Here is a 16,086-nt window from a genome sequence, read left to right on the forward strand (position 1 = left end):
CGGGCCCCGCGGAGAGGCTGATGGAGCTGCTGGAACCCACCGGGGACGGCTTCCTGCACGCCCAGTTGCCGGAACTCGTCTCGGTCCTGGAATGGGTCGCGGCGGGGATCGACCTGCTGGCGATCGGCGTGCTGCTGATCGGGGCGGTGCGCTTCGTCGTCGATCTCTTCCAGGCCGAGCGCGCCGGCGCGGATCGCCTGCACCAGCTCGAGCTGGCACGGGTCGAGCTGGGGCGCTACATCCTTGCCGGGCTCGAACTCTTCATCGTCACCGACATCATCAAGACCGCGCTCTCGCTGGCCATGGCCGACCTGATCTTCCTCGGTCTGCTGGTCGGGATCCGCGCGGTCACCTCGTATTTCCTCACCCAGGAGATTCGCGAAATCCGCGAAAAGGGGGACAAGTGAAACTCAGCTCCGCGGCGCTGCCGTCATCCGAGGCCTTCCAGGCCAACCGCACCGCCCACGCGGCGCTGCTGGCCGAGATCCGCGATGCCGCCGAGGCCGCGGCGGCCGGCGGTGGCGAGAAGGCTCGCCAGCGCCATCTCGACCGGGGCAAGATGCTGCCGCGTGAACGGGTCGCGAACCTGCTCGACCCGGGGTCGCCCTTCCTCGAGATCGGGGCGACGGCGGCGCATGGCATGTATGACGGCGCGGCGCCGGGTGCGGGCGTGATCGCCGGGGTCGGGCGCATCCACGGCAAGGAGGTGATGGTCGTCTGCAACGATGCGACCGTGAAGGGCGGCACCTATTACCCGATGACGGTCAAGAAGCATCTCCGCGCCCAGGAGATCGCCGAGGAATGCCATCTGCCCTGCGTCTACCTGGTCGATTCGGGCGGCGCGAACCTGCCGAACCAGGACGAGGTCTTTCCCGACCGCGATCATTTCGGGCGGATTTTCTACAACCAGGCCCGGATGAGCGCCAAGAACATCCCGCAGATCGCGGTGGTGATGGGCTCCTGCACGGCGGGCGGTGCCTATGTGCCGGCCATGTCCGACGTGACGATCATCGTCAAGGAGCAGGGCACGATCTTCCTGGCGGGTCCGCCGCTGGTGAAGGCCGCGACCGGCGAGGTGGTCACGGCCGAGGATCTCGGGGGCGGCGACGTGCACACGCGGCTCTCGGGCGTCGCGGACTACCTGGCCGAGGACGACGCCCATGCGCTGGCGCTGGCGCGGCGCGCGGTCGAGAGCCTGAACCGCGCCAGGCCCGCGAGCGTGCAATGGCAGACGCCCGAGGCCCCGGCCTACGATCCCGACGAGATCCTCGGCGTGGTCCCGGCCGACCTGCGCACGCCCTACGACATCCGCGAGGTGATCGCGCGCGTGGTGGACGGCTCGCGCTTCGACGAGTTCAAGCCGCGATACGGCGAGACGCTGGTCACCGGCTTCGCCCATGTCATGGGCTGCCCAGTGGGGATCGTGGCCAATAACGGCGTGCTGTTCAGCGAAGCGGCGCAGAAGGGCGCGCATTTCGTCGAGCTATGCTCGCAGCGGCAGGTCCCGCTGGTTTTCCTGCAGAACATCACCGGCTTCATGGTGGGCCGGAAATACGAGAACGAGGGCATCGCGCGCCACGGCGCCAAGATGGTGACGGCGGTGGCGACGACCGGCGTGCCCAAGATCACGATGATCGTCGGCGGATCCTTCGGGGCCGGGAATTACGGCATGGCGGGGCGCGCCTACCAGCCGCGCTTCCTCTGGAGCTGGCCCAACAGCCGGATCAGCGTCATGGGGGGCGAGCAGGCCGCGGGCGTTCTGGCCACCGTCAAGCGCGACGCGATCGAACGCGGTGGCGGCAGCTGGTCTGACGAGGACGAGGCCGCGTTCAAACGCCCCACCATCGAGATGTTCGAGCGCCAGTCGCACCCGCTCTATGCCGCGGCACGGCTCTGGGACGACGGGATCCTGGACCCGCGGCGATCGCGCGAGGTGCTGGGGCTCTCGCTCTCGGCGGCGCTGAACGCCCCCATCGAGGAGACACGCTTCGGCGTGTTCCGGATGTGAGACCCCCGATGACCGAGCCGGGCGGCATGCCGCCATCCGACGACGCGGGGACGCTCGGGCCGGCCCCGACGCCCGGCGCAGCGACAAGAACGGAGACACTGGCATGTTCCGCCGCATCCTGATCGCCAACCGCGGCGAGATCGCCTGCCGCATCATCGAGACCTGCCGCCGGATGGGGGTGGAGGCCGTCGCCGTCTACTCGGACGCCGATTCCGGCGCGCGCCACGTCGCCATTGCCGACGCGGCCGTCCATATCGGCGGCGCCGCCCCGGCCGAGAGCTACCTGAAAGGCGACGTCATCGTGCAGGCGGCGCTGGACAGCGGGGCCGAGGCGATCCATCCGGGCTATGGCTTCCTGTCGGAAAACCCCGATTTCGTCACGGCGGTGGAGGCCGCCGGGCTGGCCTTCATCGGCCCGCCGGCCGCGGCGATCCGGTCCATGGGGCTGAAGGATGCCGCCAAGAAACTGATGGAAGAGGCCGGCGTCCCCGTCGTGCCGGGCTATCACGGCGACAACCAGGATCCCGAGCACCTTGCGGGCGCGGCCGACGCGATCGGCTACCCGGTTCTCATCAAGGCGGTCGCGGGCGGTGGCGGCAAGGGGATGCGCAAGGTCATGGCGCCGGGCGATTTCGCCGACGCGCTGGAAAGCGCGCGGGGCGAGGCGCGTACGGCCTTCGGCAACGACGCCGTGCTGATCGAGAAATTCGTCGAGAAACCCCGCCATATCGAGGTGCAGGTCTTCGGCGACGGGACGGACGCCGTCCATCTGTTCGAGCGGGACTGCTCGCTCCAGCGGCGTCATCAGAAGGTGATCGAGGAGGCGCCCGCGCCCGGCATGACCGACGAGATGCGCGCCGCGATGGGCGAGGCCGCCGTCCGCGCGGCCAGGGCGATCGGCTATCGCGGGGCCGGGACGGTGGAATTCATCGTCGATGCCTCCGACGGGCTCAGGCCCGACCGCTTCTGGTTCATGGAAATGAACACCCGGCTCCAGGTCGAGCACCCGGTGACCGAGGCGATCACCGGCGTGGACCTGGTGGAATGGCAGTTGCGCGTCGCGGCCGGTGCGCCGCTGCCCGCCCGGCAGCGCGATCTCTCCATCACCGGGCACGCCTTCGAGGCCCGGCTCTACGCCGAGGACGTGCCGGCGGGATTCCTGCCGGCGACGGGCCGGCTCGATCACCTGGAATTCCCGCCCGGGGTGCGCGCCGACAGCGGCGTGCGGACGGGCGACGAGATCAGCCCGTTCTACGACCCGATGATCGCCAAGCTGATCGTTCACGGCCCGACCCGCGCCGTCGCCTTGCAGCGGCTTTCGCGGGCGTTGGCCGAGACCGAGGTCGCGGGCAGCGTGACCAACCTGGCCTTCCTCGGCGCGCTGGCACGCCATGCGGGCTTTGCCGCCGGCGACGTCGATACCGGGCTGATCGACCGGGATCTCGACATGCTGGTCGCGGCGCCGGCGCCAAGCCCGGCCATCCGGGCGCTGGCGGCGCTGGGCGCGGCCGGCCTGGACGGCGCGCCCACGCACTGGGCCGAGGGCTTCACCCAGTGGGCACCGCTCTGCCGGACGGTGCTGCTGGACGAGGCGGGCACCGACTTGGCCGCGCGCGTCACCGCGCAGGGCGTGGGCCGCTTCGAGGTGGAGATCGGCGCAACCACCGTGACCTGCGAAAGACGGGCGCCGGGCTGGTGGGTGGACGGTGCCCCGGCGCGGGCCAGGATCCGGCGTATCGGCGACGGGGTGCATGTCTTCGCGGGGCACGGGTTCTCGTTCCGCGCCGTCGATCCGCTCGAACGCGCCGAGGCCGACGCCGCCGCGACCGACGTGGTCGAGGCGCCGATGCCCGGCATGGTCAAGGTGGTCTTCGTGGAGCCGGGGCAGGCCGTCGAGAAGGGGGCGCGGCTCGCCATTCTCGAGGCGATGAAGATGGAACATACCCTCACCGCCGGGCATGATGCCAGCGTGGCCGAGATTCTCGTGCCCGCCGGCACCCAGGTCGCGGCCGGCGACGCGCTGATCCGCTTTGCCGCCGAAGAGGAGGGAACATGACCATCCGTCTGCACCACGTCGCCCAGGCCCGGTCGTTCCGGACGCTCTGGCTGATGCACGAGATGGGGCTCGATTTCGAGATCCGGCGCCACAGCTTCTTCGACAAGTCGCTCAGGAACCCCGACTACCTGGCGCTGTCGCCGGCGGGGCGCGTGCCCGCGCTGGAGATCGACGGGCGCGTGATGTTCGAGTCGGGCGCGATCACCGAATACTTGGTCGAAACCCGGCCCGAGGCCGGGCTCGGCCGGCTGCCGCCCGACGCCGAGCGGCTGGAATGGCTCGAATGGCTGCATTTCGCGGAAACCATCGGCCAGCATCTCGCCAACCTGACCCAGCAGCATATCGCGCTGCGCGAGGACTGTATGCGTTCGCCCACCGTCATGCGGCTCGAGGCCAGGCGGCTCGAGAAAGTGCTCGAGGTGGTCGAACGCGTCGTCGCCCGCCACGACTGGCTGTTGCCCTCGGGCTTCTCGGCGGTCGATACCAATCTGGGCTACAGCGTGGACATCGCCCGGCGCTTCGTGCCGCTCGGGCTCTTGCCGAACGTCGCCGCGTATCTCGACCGCTGCAAGGCGCGCCCGGCCTTCCGGGCGGCCGCGGCCGAGGATGGCCCGGCCGAGATCTACACGCAGGATTTCTACGAGGCCCCGGCCGATGGCTGAGCATGTCGAGATCTTCGAGGTCGGCCCCCGCGACGGGTTGCAGAACGAAACCCGGATCATCCCCGCCGCCGAGAAGATCGCGCTGATCGACGCGCTTTCGGCCTGCGGGTTCCGCCGGATCGAGGCGGCGAGCTTCGTCAGCCCGAAATGGGTGCCGCAGATGGCCGACGGCGCCGCGGTCATGGCCGGTATCTGGCGCGCGCCGGGCGTGCTCTACGCGGCGCTGACGCCCAACATGAAGGGCTACGAGCGTGCCCGCGAAGCCCGCGCCGACGAGGTGGCGATCTTCGGATCGGCCTCTGAAGGGTTCTCCCGGGCCAATATCAACGCCACCATCGCCGAGAGCCTCGAGCGGTTCCGCCCGGTGGCCGCGGCCGCCCGCGACGCGGGCGTGCCGGTGCGCGGCTACGTCTCCTGCGTGACGGACTGCCCCTATGACGGGCCGACGGAACCGGGGCAGGTGGCGCGGGTCGCCGCCGCGTTGCGCGACATGGGATGCTACGAGATCAGCCTCGGCGACACGATCGGACAGGGTACGCCGGGCCGGATCGACGCGATGCTCGACGCGGTCCTGCAGGAGCTGCCGGCGGATCGGCTGGCGGGCCATTACCACGACACGGCGGGCCGGGCGCTGGAGAATATCGAGGCATCGCTCGCGCGCGGGCTGCGGGTGTTCGATGCCGCCATCGGCGGGCTCGGCGGGTGTCCCTATGCCAGGGGTGCGACCGGCAACGTGGCGACCGAGGCCGTGCACGATCTGCTGGCGCGCCTGGGCTACGACACCGGGCTCGACCGTGACCGGCTGCTCAACGCGGCTGGGATGGCGCGGCGGATGCGCCAGGGCTGACGCAGCCGGAAGGAGGATCCATGGACGACGCGACCGTGAGACTGGACACCGACGCGCGCGGCGTCGCAACGCTGACGCTGGACCGGGCCGAGAAGCACAATGCCATGTCCGGGCAGATGATCGGTGAATTGACCGACATGGCGGCCCGGATCGCCCGGACGGACTCGATTCGCGTCGTGGTTCTGGCCGCCGAGGGGCGCAGTTTCTGTGCCGGGGGCGATCTGGGCTGGATGCGCGACCAGATGGACGCCGATGCCGAAACCCGCCGGGCCGAGGCGACCCGGCTGGCGCGGATGCTCCAGGCGCTGAACACGCTGCCCCAGCCGCTGATCGGGCGGGTGCAGGGCAACGCCTTCGGCGGCGGGGTGGGGCTGATGTCGGTCTGCGACGTGGTCGTCGGGGCGGCCGGCGCCAAGTTCGGCCTGACCGAGACCCGGCTGGGCCTGATCCCGGCGACGATCTCGCCCTATGTCCTTGCCCGCATGGGCGAGGCGCGCGCGCGCCGGGTCTTCATGTCGGCCCGCGTCTTCGGCGCGGACGAGGCGCGCGACTTGGGCCTGATCGCGCGGGTGGTCGAGAACGGCCAGCTCGACGGGGCGGTCGAGGCCGAGGTCGCCCCCTATCTCTACTGTGCGCCGGGGGCGGTGGCCGATGCCAAGCGGCTGGCCCGGATGCTGGGGCCGCGGATCGACGAGGCGGTCATCGCCGAGACGGTGGAGCTGCTCGTCCGGCGCTGGGAAGGCGCCGAGGCGCCCGAGGGGATCGCGGCCTTCTTCGACAAGCGCAAGCCCCGCTGGCAGGCGGAGGGCTGAGCCGGGCGGACCCGCCGCGCGCGGGAAAACGATCCGATCTGGGAAGTTTGCGCGCAGGTTACAGCGGCTTTCCGCACCGATCCGGGCCGGTTCTGGCCGTCCCGCGCGTCTGCGCGCAGAGAAAATCCCGGCATGGGCCTTCAACCGCGCTGGGAAAGGTGGCATACCGCCGTATACACCCTGCCGGGGCGCCCGGCTTGTGTTGACCTGCCGGGGGCACGGGTTTAGATCGACACGAGTGTGGACGGCCGCGTCCGGCACAGAAGGAGCTTCGCGTGGAAGAGCTGCTGACAGAATACCTCCCCATCCTCGTTTTCCTGGGCGTCGCGATCGGGCTCGGCATCGTGCTGGTGCTGGCCGCGGTGATCCTCGGGCCCAGCAACCCCGACCCGGAAAAGGTCTCGGCCTATGAATGCGGCTTCAACGCCTTCGACGACGCGCGGATGAAGTTCGACGTCCGGTTCTACCTGGTCTCGATCCTGTTCATCATCTTCGATCTCGAGGTCGCGTTCCTCTTTCCCTGGGCGGTGGCGTTCCAGGATGTGGGCCTGCTCGGCTTCTGGTCGATGATGGTCTTCCTGGCCGTCCTGACCATCGGCTTCGCCTATGAATGGAAGAAAGGGGCGCTCGAATGGGAGTGAAGGTCACCGACACCGATGTGCAGGGCGAGCGGATCACCGCGGGCGCGGGGCGGGGCAACCTGGCCTCGGGCAGCTACGATGCGGGCCCGGATCCCGAGCATGCGACCCAGACGCTCAACCGCGAGCTCCAGGACAAGGGCTTCCTGGTCACCTCGACCGAGGACATCATCAACTGGGCGCGCACCGGCTCGCTGCACTGGATGACCTTCGGGCTGGCCTGCTGCGCCGTCGAGATGATGCACACCTCGATGCCGCGCTACGACATGGAGCGGTTCGGCACCGCGCCCCGCGCCAGCCCGCGCCAGTCCGACCTGATGATCGTCGCCGGGACGCTGACCAACAAGATGGCGCCGGCGCTGCGCAAGGTCTACGACCAGATGCCCGAGCCCCGCTACGTGATCTCGATGGGCTCCTGCGCCAATGGCGGGGGCTATTACCACTACAGCTACTCGGTGGTGCGCGGCTGCGACCGCATCGTGCCGGTGGACGTCTACGTGCCGGGCTGCCCGCCGACGGCCGAGGCGCTGCTCTACGGCATCCTGCAGCTGCAGCGGAAAATCCGCCGCACCGGTACCCTCGTCAGGTAGGAGCACGCGATGAGCGAAGCACTCGAGGAACTCGCCGCCCAGATCGAGGCGAAGCTGCCCGACGCGGTGACCGGCCACGCCATCGCCATGGGCGAGCTGACCCTCCATTCCGCGCCGAGCGACCTGACCGCGCTGGTCGAGTTCCTGCGCACGGATCGCCGGTGCCAGTTTTCGACGCTGGTGGACATCACCGCGGTCGACCACCCCGAGCGCGACAAGCGTTTCGACGTGGTCTACCATTTCCTGTCGATGTACCAGAACCAGCGCATCCGCGTGAAGCTGGCCATCCGCGACGATGAACGGGTGCCGTCGATCTGCGGGATCCATCCCTCGGCCAACTGGTTCGAGCGCGAGGTCTTCGACATGTTCGGGATCCTGTTCACCGGGCATCCGGACCTGCGCCGGATCCTGACCGATTACGGGTTCCGGGGCTATCCGCTGCGCAAGGATTTCCCGACCACGGGCTATATCGAGGTCCGCTATGACGAGGATCAGAAGCGTGTCGTCTACGAGCCGGTGAAACTGGTTCAGGAATACCGGCTCTTTGACTTCATGAGCCCGTGGGAGGGCGCCGAGTACATTCTGCCCGGCGACGAGAAAGAGGGATCGAAGTGATGGGCGGAGGTGTTGCAATGGGCGGCGGCGGGCTGATCTGGTTCCTGGTCTTCGGTGCGCTGATCGTCATTCCCTTCTGGCGGCTGCTGCCGCAGTACCGCATCCCGTCCTGGGTGGCGCTGGTGGCGGTGATCCCGCTGGGCGCGCTGATCCTGCTCTGGGTGATGGCGTTCCGCGACAAGCTCGAGGGGGGTGCGTGATGGACGGCACCAAGTTCGACGACGCCCAGACGGGCGAACAGAAGATCCGCAACTTCAACCTGAACTTCGGCCCGCAACACCCTGCGGCACATGGGGTTTTGCGCCTGGTGCTGGAGCTTGACGGCGAAATCGTCGAGCGCTGCGACCCGCATATCGGCCTGCTGCACCGCGGCACCGAGAAGCTGATGGAAAGCCGCACCTACCTGCAGAACCTGCCCTATTTCGACCGGCTCGACTACGTGGCGCCGATGAACCAGGAACATGCCTGGTGCCTCGCCATCGAGAAGCTCACCGGCACCGTCGTGCCGCGGCGCGGCCAGCTGATCCGGGTTCTGTTCTGCGAGATCGGCCGGGTTCTGAACCACCTGCTGAACGTCACCACGCAGGCGATGGACGTGGGTGCGCTGACCCCGCCGCTCTGGGGCTTCGAGGAGCGCGAGAAGCTGATGGTCTTCTACGAGCGGGCCTGCGGGGCGCGGCTGCACGCCGCCTATTTCCGGCCCGGCGGCGTTCACCAGGACCTGCCGCAGGCGCTCCTGGACGACATCATGGAATGGACCGAGCATTTCCCGAAGGTGCTCGACGACATCGACGGGCTCCTGACCGAGAACCGCATCTTCAAGCAGCGCAACGTCGATATCGGCGTCGTGACCGAGCAGGAAATCCTCGACTGGGGGTTCTCGGGCGTCATGGTGCGCGGCTCGGGTCTGGCCTGGGACCTGCGCCGCGCCCAGCCCTACGAGTGCTACGACGAATTCGACTTCCAGATCCCCGTCGGCAAGAACGGCGACTGCTACGATCGCTACCTGGTCCGGATGCAGGAGATGCGCGAGAGCCTGAAGATCATTCGCCAATGCATCGAGAAGATGAACAACGAACCGGGCGAGGTCATGGCCCGCGGCAAGATCTCGCCGCCGCGCCGGGGCGAGATGAAGACCTCGATGGAGGCGCTGATCCATCACTTCAAGCTCTACACCGAGGGCTTCCACGTCCCCGAGGGCGAGGTCTACGCCGCCGTCGAGGCGCCCAAGGGCGAGTTCGGCGTCTATCTCGTGGCCGATGGCACGAACCGGCCCTACCGCGCGAAGCTGCGGGCGCCGGGCTTCCTGCACCTGCAGGCGATGGATCATGTCGCCAAGGGTCACCAGCTGGCCGATGTCTCGGCCATCATCGGGACGATGGACGTCGTTTTCGGGGAGATCGACCGATGAGCGCGCCCGCCCCTGTCACAATTCCAGTCGGAGAGTCCAGCGTCTGATGCTTCGCCGTCTTCATCACGAACGGCCCGAGAGCTTCGCCTTCACGCCGGAGAACCTGGCCTGGGCCAAGGCGCAGATGACCAAGTATCCCGAGGGGCGCCAGGCCAGCGCGGTGATCCCGCTGCTGTGGCGCGCCCAGGAACAGGAGGGCTGGCTGACCCGCCCGGCGATCGAGTACGTCGCCGAGATGCTGGACATGGCCTATATCCGCGCCCTCGAGGTCGCGACCTTCTACTTCATGTTCCAGCTCGCGCCGGTGGGTTCGGTGGCGCATGTGCAGGTGTGCGGAACCACCTCCTGCATGATCTGCGGGGCCGAGGACCTGATCGCGGTCTGCAGGGAAAAGATCGCCGACGCGCCGCATGCGCTTTCGGCCGACGGCAAGTTCAGCTGGGAAGAGGTCGAATGCCTCGGTGCCTGCGCGAACGCGCCGATGGCCCAGATCGGCAAGGATTACTACGAGGACCTGACCGCCGCGCGCTTCGCCGAGATCCTCGACGCGCTGGCCGCGGGCAAGGTGCCGCCCCCCGGGCCGCAGAACGGGCGCTACGCTTCGGAGCCGCTCAAGGGGCTGACCAGCCTCGAGAAATACGAGAGCGGCCGGACCCAGCACAACGCCTCCGTCGCCCGTGCGCTGGATCTGGGCGACACGGTCAAGCGCATCGACGGCACCGAAGAGCCGCTGCGGACGCCGTGGAACGGCGACAAGAGCCCGGGCGCGGTCAAGCCGGTCAAGACGAAACGGAAAGAGGCAAAGCCCGCGCGCAAGGCGCCCGCGGACGACACCGGCATCGCCAAGCAGGAGGCGCGCGCCAAGCCCCGCGCCAAACCCGAGACGGGCGAGGCCGCGCCGGACCAGCACAAGCCGGCGCTGATGGACGCGCCCCGCGACGGCAAGGCGGACGACCTGACGCGGATCAACGGCGTGGGTCCGGCGCTGGAGAAGATGCTTCACGACCTGGGCGTGTTCCACTTCGAGCAGATCGCGGCATGGACCCCGGCCGAGGTGGCCTGGATCGACGCGAACCTCGTGCGCTTCAAGGGCCGCGTCAGCCGCGACGGCTGGGTGGCGCAGGCCAAGACACTGATCGCAGACGACGACCGGGCGGAGAAGGGCGACGACTGATCGTCCCGCGCCCCCCAAGGCAGGTTGGCTATGACCGAAACGCAGGCACGGCAGAACAGGGCAGCGGGCGCGGGGACGCGTCCGGATGCAGGCCGGCGTCATGCAGGAACCGGGCAAACCGCAGGGGGACGATAGCATGGAAGAACAGAAAGTCTTCGGGATGCCGTGCCACAGGGCAAGCTGGGTCGCGGCTGCGGCCTTCGGCATCGTGGTGCTGTGGCTTCTCGCCGGGCGTTTCGGCGCGGGGATCGTCCCCGGCCTGATCGCGGGCGTGGTGGTGGCCGCCGGGGCAGGGATCCTGCTGACGCGGGCCTTCTGTGTCGACGCCGAGGAACTGCGCGGCGCGGAGGGCAGCACCGGCGCCACCGGCGCGACGGGCCATATGCCCGACACCCGGGCGGCCGATCCCTTGCCCAGCGAAACCGCGGATATCGCGGACAGCCACGAGAAGGCGGTGCTCGAAACCGCGGCGGCCGGCGTGCCGCCGGTGACGGCCCCGCCCGATGCCGGGGACGATCGCCCGATCGAGGATGCCGTCGCCCCCGAGGCCGCGCCCGAGGCGCCGGCGCAGGCAACGGCCGAGGCCGGCCGCAAGCCCGGTGCGCTCGATGCACCGCGGGGCGGGCAGGGCGACGAGCTGACCCGGATCAAGGGCGTGGGCCCCAAGCTGGCCGCGACGCTGAACGAGATGGGCATCTTCCATTTCGACCAGATCGCCGCCTGGTCGCAGGCCGAGGTCGCCTGGATGGACGACAACCTGACCGGCTTTCCCGGCCGTGTCAGCCGCGACGACTGGGTCGGCCAGGCGCAGGCGCTGGCCGCCGGTAACGACGGGGGCAGCGCGTGACGATGGCCCAGCGCGACGACAACGGCGCCACGCGGGCGGAGACCCGCCTGGCGGCCATCGTCATCATCGCGACGATGGCGCTCTGGATGGGGGCGTCGTACCTGGGCGGGCGACTGGGGCTGCCGGTCCGCTTCGCCTTTCTTATCGACCTGGCGGCGCTGGCCGCCTTCTTCTGGGCGCTGGTCGTCCTGTTTCGCGTCTGGCGGAAACGCCAGGAACATGGAGAGTGACAGCATGCTGAAGGACCAGGACCGGATCTTCACCAATCTCTACGGGATGCATGACCGGACGCTGCAGGGCGCCCGGAGCCGCGGCCACTGGGACGGGACCGGCGCGCTCATCGAGAAGGGCCGCGACTGGATCATCGAACAGGTCAAGGCCAGCGGGCTGCGCGGGCGCGGCGGCGCGGGCTTCCCGACCGGGCTCAAATGGTCCTTTATGCCGAAGGAATCCGACGGCCGCCCCGCATACCTGGTGGTCAATGCCGACGAGTCGGAACCTGGCACCTGCAAGGATCGCGAGATCATGCGCCACGATCCGCATACGCTGGTCGAGGGCTGCCTGATCGCGAGTTTCGCGATGAACGCCCATGCCTGCTACATCTACATTCGTGGCGAGTATATCCGTGAACGCGAGGCGCTGCAGGCCGCCATCGACGAGGCCTATGACGCGGGCCTCGTCGGCAAGAACGCCTGCGGCTCGGGCTGGGATTTCGACATCTACGTCCATCACGGCGCCGGCGCCTATATCTGCGGCGAGGAAACGGCGCTGCTGGAAAGCCTTGAGGGCAAGAAGGGCATGCCGCGCATGAAGCCGCCATTCCCGGCCGGGGCCGGGGTCTGGGGCTGCCCGACCACGGTGAACAACGTCGAATCCATCGCCGTCGTGCCCACCATCCTGCGCCGCGGCGCCGAGTGGTTCGCCGGCATGGGCCGGCCGAACAACACCGGCACCAAGATCTTCGCGATCTCGGGGCATGTGAACAATCCCTGCGTGGTCGAGGAAGAGATGTCGATCCCGCTCAAGGAACTGCTGGAGAAGCATTGCGGCGGCGTCCGCGGCGGCTGGGAGAACCTGAAGGCCGTCATCCCGGGCGGCTCGTCGGTGCCCTGCATGCCCGCGAGCCTCTGCGACGACGCGCTGATGGATTTCGACTGGCTCAAGGAACAGAAGTCCGGGCTCGGCACCGCCGCGGTGATCGTCATGGACCAGTCCACCGATATCGTGAAGGCCATCTGGCGGCTCTCGAAATTCTACAAGCACGAGAGTTGCGGCCAGTGCACCCCGTGCCGCGAGGGCACGGGATGGATGATGCGGGTCATGGATCGCCTCGTGACCGGCGACGCCGCGCCCGAAGAGATCGACATGCTGCTCGACGTCTCCAAGCAGGTCGAGGGGCACACGATCTGCGCGCTCGGCGATGCGGCGGCCTGGCCGATCCAGGGCCTCATCCGCCATTTCCGGGACGAGATCGAGGACCGGATCAAGGCCAAGCGAACCGGGCGCGGCAGCGCCGTGGCAGCGGAGTGAGGCCGATGCGGATCGCGGGACTCCTTCTCTTGATGGCGCTGGCGGCGGGATGTTCCCGCGGGCGCGACGTGGTGACCTTCGACGGCTACCGGCTGGACGCCCGCGTCACCAAGCTGGGCGAGGATCGCCGGAACATGGCGATCCGGGTCCGCCCGGCCGCGGTGCCGGGCCAGTCGGCGCAGAAGGCCGCGCGCTATGCCGCGACGAAGCACTGCATCGAGTATACCGGCGTCTCGGACGCGGTGTTCGACGCCGATCCCGAGACCGGCCTCTGGCTCTACGAGCTTGACGGCGACGCGCGGATCTACAGCGGGCGCTGCACGGGATGAGCACCGCGCCTGCATATCCCGCACCGGTCCGCGGTCCGCGGGTCCGTGGCGGCGGAAAGGAAATCGGCGGCCGGCGGCCGCGACAGCAAGGAACCTGCCCGGCCGCGGCCGGGCGAGGCGGCGGAGTAGCGAATGTCTGACCTGCGCAAGATCATCATCGACGACGAGGAATACGAGGTCGACCCGGCCCTGACCCTGATCCAGGCCTGCGAGGATGTGGGGATCGAGATCCCGCGCTTCTGCTACCATGAACGCCTGTCGATCGCGGGCAACTGCCGCATGTGCCTGGTCGAGGTCGTGGGCGGCCCGCCCAAGCCGACGGCCTCCTGCGCGATGCAGGTCAAGGATCTGCGCCCGGGCCCCAACGGCGAACCGCCGGTGGTGCGCACCAATTCGCCGATGGTCAAGAAGGCCCGCGAGGGGGTGATGGAGTTCCTGCTCATCAACCACCCGCTCGACTGCCCGATCTGCGACCAGGGCGGCGAATGCGACCTGCAGGACCAGGCGATGGCCTACGGCGTCGATTTCAGCCGCTTCCGCGAGCCCAAGCGCGCGGTCGAGGATCTCGATCTCGGCCCGCTGGTCGAGACCCACATGACGCGCTGCATCTCCTGCACGCGCTGCGTGCGCTTCACCACCGAGGTGGCGGGCGTTTCGGTCATGGGCCAGACCGGCCGCGGCGAGGATGCCGAGATCACCACCTATCTCGGCGATCTGATCGACAGCGAGATGCAGGGCAACATCGTCGATCTTTGCCCGGTCGGGGCGCTTACCAACAAGCCCTACGCCTTCACCGCGCGGCCATGGGAGCTGAAGAAGACCGAGACCATCGACGTGATGGACGCGCTCGGCTCCAATATCCGGGTCGACACCAAGGGGCGCGAGGTCATGCGCATCCTGCCGCGCAACCATGACGGCGTGAACGAGGAATGGATCTCGGACAAGACCCGCTACATCTATGACGGGCTGCGCCGCCAGCGGCTCGACAAGCCCTATGTTCGCGAGAACGGCAAGCTGCGCGCCGCGAGCTGGGAAGAGGCGCTGACCAGGACCGCCGCGGCGCTGAAGGGCGCCGGTAAGATCGCGGCGCTGGCCGGCGATCTCGCGCCGGTCGAGGCGGTCTACGCGCTCAAGCAGCTGGTCACGGGGCAGGGCGGGGCCGTGGAGTGCCGCACCGATGACGCCAAGCTGCCGGCCGGCAACCGCTCGGCCTATGTGGGCACGGCCCGGATCGAGGATCTCGACACCGCCGAGCGGGTGCTGCTGATCGGCACCAACCCGCGCCACGAGGCCCCGGTTCTGAACGCGCGCATTCGCAAGGCCTGGCTCGAGGGCGCCGAGGTGGCGCTGGTGGGCCAGCCGGTCGACCTGACCTATGACTACGCCCATCTGGGCACGGGACGCGAGTCGCTGGCCGAGGCCGTGAAGATGGGCGGCGACGACGAGATCCGCGCCAAGCGTTCGGTCGTGGTCGTCGGGCAGGGCGCGATCCAGGGCGCCGACGGCGCCGCCGTGCTGGCCGCCGCCCAGAAGATCGCGGAAGAGACCGAAAGCGGCCTCCTGGTGCTGCACACCGCCGCGGGCCGCGTGGGCGCGATGGATGTGGGCTTCACCACCGAGGGCGGGTGCGCGGCGGCGATGGACGGCGCGGATGTCGTCTACAACCTCGGTGCCGACGAGGTGGAGATCGCCGAGGGTCCCTTCGTCATCTACCAGGGCAGCCACGGAGACCGCGGCGCGCACCGCGCGGACGTGATCCTGCCGGCCGCGGCCTACACCGAGGAACAGGGTCTCTTCGTCAACACGGAGGGCCGCCCGCAACTGGCGCTGCGCACCGGGTTCCCGCCGGGCCAGGCCAAGGAAAACTGGGCCATTCTCCGGGCGCTGTCCGCGCAGATGGACGCCAGGTTGCCCTACGACTCGCTGGCGCAGCTGCGCCGGGCACTCATCACCGAGTTCCCGGATCTCGAGCGCATCGACGAGGTGCCCGAGAACCGCTGGGACCGGCTGCCGGACGGCAAGCTCGGCAGCGGCGATTTCGAACCGGCGATCCGGGATTTCTGGCTGACCAACCCGATCGCGCGCGCCTCGGCGCTGATGGCCGAGATGTCGGCCAGCGCCCGCGCGCGCGCCGGCAAAATCGCGGCGGAGTGAACGCATGATCGGTCGCCTGTCCCTCGGCCCCGTCGCGCTGGCCCTGGCCGTTTCGGCCGGGGCGGCGGGCTGTGCGCCGCTGGGCGAGAAATCGGCCAAGGCGCCTGAATACATGGGCGTCGAGACGCGCCTGCTCGATCATGACCTGGTGAATTTCCGGGTCGCGATGCGGGGCGCGCGCGACGGCGCGGACGTGACCGCCTATGCCGACTGCGCGGCCGCGCAGTACGCGCTGATCCGGGGCTTCGGGTTCGCGCGGCATGTGCGGACGAATGTGGAAGAAGACGGTGGCCTTTGGCGCGGAGATGCGGTTTATACCGTCTCGGCGTCGTTGCCGCGCGGGGTGTCGCCCATCGACGCCGAGGTCGTGACGGCGGCCTGCGCGGACCAGGGCATACCCACGGTTTGAGGGA

18 protein-coding genes are annotated in these 16,086 nt (G+C 69.1%); all 18 read left to right on the top strand.

Going from position 1 to position 16,086, the window contains the following annotated elements; translation table 11 throughout:
- The first annotated feature begins 20 nt into the window (after window positions 1-20).
- Window positions 21-407, top strand: a complete 387-nt coding sequence (locus tag ACQ5SP_RS04360; protein WP_430936823.1) for a DUF1622 domain-containing protein — start codon at window positions 21-23, stop codon at window positions 405-407.
- The gene (locus tag ACQ5SP_RS04365) at window positions 404-2,008 is read left to right on the top strand and encodes a carboxyl transferase domain-containing protein (protein ID WP_430936825.1); all 1,605 of its coding nucleotides are present in this window, start codon (window positions 404-406) and stop codon (window positions 2,006-2,008) included. The genes ACQ5SP_RS04360 and ACQ5SP_RS04365 overlap by 4 nt, the downstream gene beginning before the upstream one ends.
- A 103-nt stretch (window positions 2,009-2,111) precedes the next feature.
- A complete protein-coding gene (locus ACQ5SP_RS04370) occupies window positions 2,112-4,064 on the top strand; it encodes an acetyl/propionyl/methylcrotonyl-CoA carboxylase subunit alpha (RefSeq protein ID WP_430936827.1) in 1,953 nt (650 codons plus the stop codon).
- Window positions 4,061-4,726 carry a glutathione S-transferase family protein gene (locus tag ACQ5SP_RS04375; protein ID WP_430936829.1) on the top strand — a complete coding sequence of 222 codons (666 nt, stop codon included), beginning with the start codon at window positions 4,061-4,063 and terminating at the stop codon, window positions 4,724-4,726. Before ACQ5SP_RS04370 ends, ACQ5SP_RS04375 begins: the two co-directional genes overlap by 4 nt.
- Complete coding sequence (locus tag ACQ5SP_RS04380; protein WP_430936831.1) at window positions 4,719-5,573, top strand: hydroxymethylglutaryl-CoA lyase; 855 nt, start codon at window positions 4,719-4,721, stop codon at window positions 5,571-5,573. Before ACQ5SP_RS04375 ends, ACQ5SP_RS04380 begins: the two co-directional genes overlap by 8 nt.
- A 20-nt stretch (window positions 5,574-5,593) precedes the next feature.
- Window positions 5,594-6,385 (top strand): crotonase/enoyl-CoA hydratase family protein, encoded by a 792-nt coding sequence (locus ACQ5SP_RS04385; protein ID WP_430936833.1) that lies wholly within the window; start codon window positions 5,594-5,596, stop codon window positions 6,383-6,385.
- A gap of 275 nt (window positions 6,386-6,660) precedes the next feature.
- Window positions 6,661-7,026: an NADH-quinone oxidoreductase subunit A gene (locus tag ACQ5SP_RS04390; protein WP_430936835.1), complete on the top strand. Its 366-nt coding sequence runs from the start codon at window positions 6,661-6,663 to the stop codon at window positions 7,024-7,026.
- The gene (locus ACQ5SP_RS04395; RefSeq protein WP_430936837.1) at window positions 7,017-7,613 is read left to right on the top strand and encodes a NuoB/complex I 20 kDa subunit family protein; all 597 of its coding nucleotides are present in this window, start codon (window positions 7,017-7,019) and stop codon (window positions 7,611-7,613) included. The genes ACQ5SP_RS04390 and ACQ5SP_RS04395 overlap by 10 nt, the downstream gene beginning before the upstream one ends.
- A 9-nt stretch (window positions 7,614-7,622) precedes the next feature.
- The gene (locus ACQ5SP_RS04400; RefSeq protein ID WP_430936839.1) at window positions 7,623-8,228 is read left to right on the top strand and encodes an NADH-quinone oxidoreductase subunit C; all 606 of its coding nucleotides are present in this window, start codon (window positions 7,623-7,625) and stop codon (window positions 8,226-8,228) included.
- A complete protein-coding gene (locus ACQ5SP_RS04405) occupies window positions 8,228-8,428 on the top strand; it encodes a hypothetical protein (RefSeq protein ID WP_430936841.1) in 201 nt (66 codons plus the stop codon). The genes ACQ5SP_RS04400 and ACQ5SP_RS04405 overlap by 1 nt, the downstream gene beginning before the upstream one ends.
- Window positions 8,428-9,639: an NADH-quinone oxidoreductase subunit D gene (locus tag ACQ5SP_RS04410; RefSeq protein ID WP_430936843.1), complete on the top strand. Its 1,212-nt coding sequence runs from the start codon at window positions 8,428-8,430 to the stop codon at window positions 9,637-9,639. The genes ACQ5SP_RS04405 and ACQ5SP_RS04410 overlap by 1 nt, the downstream gene beginning before the upstream one ends.
- 46 nt (window positions 9,640-9,685) lie before the next feature.
- A complete protein-coding gene (locus tag ACQ5SP_RS04415; RefSeq protein ID WP_430936845.1) occupies window positions 9,686-10,813 on the top strand; it encodes an NADH-quinone oxidoreductase subunit E in 1,128 nt (375 codons plus the stop codon).
- A gap of 136 nt (window positions 10,814-10,949) precedes the next feature.
- Window positions 10,950-11,660, top strand: a complete 711-nt coding sequence (locus ACQ5SP_RS04420; RefSeq protein WP_430936847.1) for an endonuclease — start codon at window positions 10,950-10,952, stop codon at window positions 11,658-11,660.
- Window positions 11,661-11,662: 2 nt separating this feature from the next.
- Entirely contained in the window at window positions 11,663-11,890 is a 228-nt protein-coding gene (locus ACQ5SP_RS04425; RefSeq protein ID WP_430937173.1) for a DUF5337 family protein, read from the top strand.
- Between the two features lie 4 nt (window positions 11,891-11,894).
- Window positions 11,895-13,190 carry an NADH-quinone oxidoreductase subunit NuoF gene (nuoF, locus tag ACQ5SP_RS04430; RefSeq protein ID WP_430936849.1) on the top strand — a complete coding sequence of 432 codons (1,296 nt, stop codon included), beginning with the start codon at window positions 11,895-11,897 and terminating at the stop codon, window positions 13,188-13,190.
- Window positions 13,191-13,195: 5 nt separating this feature from the next.
- Window positions 13,196-13,519 (top strand): hypothetical protein, encoded by a 324-nt coding sequence (locus ACQ5SP_RS04435; protein WP_430936851.1) that lies wholly within the window; start codon window positions 13,196-13,198, stop codon window positions 13,517-13,519.
- Between the two features lie 132 nt (window positions 13,520-13,651).
- A complete protein-coding gene (gene nuoG, locus ACQ5SP_RS04440; RefSeq protein ID WP_430936853.1) occupies window positions 13,652-15,673 on the top strand; it encodes an NADH-quinone oxidoreductase subunit NuoG in 2,022 nt (673 codons plus the stop codon).
- A gap of 4 nt (window positions 15,674-15,677) precedes the next feature.
- Window positions 15,678-16,082, top strand: coding sequence for a hypothetical protein (locus ACQ5SP_RS04445; protein WP_430936855.1), 405 nt, complete (start codon window positions 15,678-15,680; stop codon window positions 16,080-16,082).
- Window positions 16,083-16,086 lie beyond the last annotated feature (4 nt).

The sequence above is a fragment of the Rhodovulum sp. YNF3179 genome (assembly GCF_050586465.1).
Classification (GTDB): domain Bacteria; phylum Pseudomonadota; class Alphaproteobacteria; order Rhodobacterales; family Rhodobacteraceae; genus CAJXYS01.

Coding starts and splice junctions, on each gene's coding strand:
- ACQ5SP_RS04420 (WP_430936847.1), top strand. CDS start 10,950: ATGGAAGAACAGAAAGTCTTCGGGATGCCGTGCCACAGGGCAAGCTGG.
- nuoF (WP_430936849.1), top strand. CDS start 11,895: ATGCTGAAGGACCAGGACCGGATCTTCACCAATCTCTACGGGATGCAT.
- ACQ5SP_RS04435 (WP_430936851.1), top strand. CDS start 13,196: ATGCGGATCGCGGGACTCCTTCTCTTGATGGCGCTGGCGGCGGGATGT.
- ACQ5SP_RS04445 (WP_430936855.1), top strand. CDS start 15,678: ATGATCGGTCGCCTGTCCCTCGGCCCCGTCGCGCTGGCCCTGGCCGTT.
- ACQ5SP_RS04400 (WP_430936839.1), top strand. CDS start 7,623: ATGAGCGAAGCACTCGAGGAACTCGCCGCCCAGATCGAGGCGAAGCTG.
- ACQ5SP_RS04370 (WP_430936827.1), top strand. CDS start 2,112: ATGTTCCGCCGCATCCTGATCGCCAACCGCGGCGAGATCGCCTGCCGC.
- ACQ5SP_RS04395 (WP_430936837.1), top strand. CDS start 7,017: ATGGGAGTGAAGGTCACCGACACCGATGTGCAGGGCGAGCGGATCACC.
- ACQ5SP_RS04385 (WP_430936833.1), top strand. CDS start 5,594: ATGGACGACGCGACCGTGAGACTGGACACCGACGCGCGCGGCGTCGCA.
- ACQ5SP_RS04410 (WP_430936843.1), top strand. CDS start 8,428: ATGGACGGCACCAAGTTCGACGACGCCCAGACGGGCGAACAGAAGATC.
- nuoG (WP_430936853.1), top strand. CDS start 13,652: ATGTCTGACCTGCGCAAGATCATCATCGACGACGAGGAATACGAGGTC.
- ACQ5SP_RS04425 (WP_430937173.1), top strand. CDS start 11,663: ATGGCCCAGCGCGACGACAACGGCGCCACGCGGGCGGAGACCCGCCTG.
- ACQ5SP_RS04375 (WP_430936829.1), top strand. CDS start 4,061: ATGACCATCCGTCTGCACCACGTCGCCCAGGCCCGGTCGTTCCGGACG.
- ACQ5SP_RS04405 (WP_430936841.1), top strand. CDS start 8,228: ATGGGCGGAGGTGTTGCAATGGGCGGCGGCGGGCTGATCTGGTTCCTG.
- ACQ5SP_RS04415 (WP_430936845.1), top strand. CDS start 9,686: ATGCTTCGCCGTCTTCATCACGAACGGCCCGAGAGCTTCGCCTTCACG.
- ACQ5SP_RS04380 (WP_430936831.1), top strand. CDS start 4,719: ATGGCTGAGCATGTCGAGATCTTCGAGGTCGGCCCCCGCGACGGGTTG.
- ACQ5SP_RS04360 (WP_430936823.1), top strand. CDS start 21: ATGGAGCTGCTGGAACCCACCGGGGACGGCTTCCTGCACGCCCAGTTG.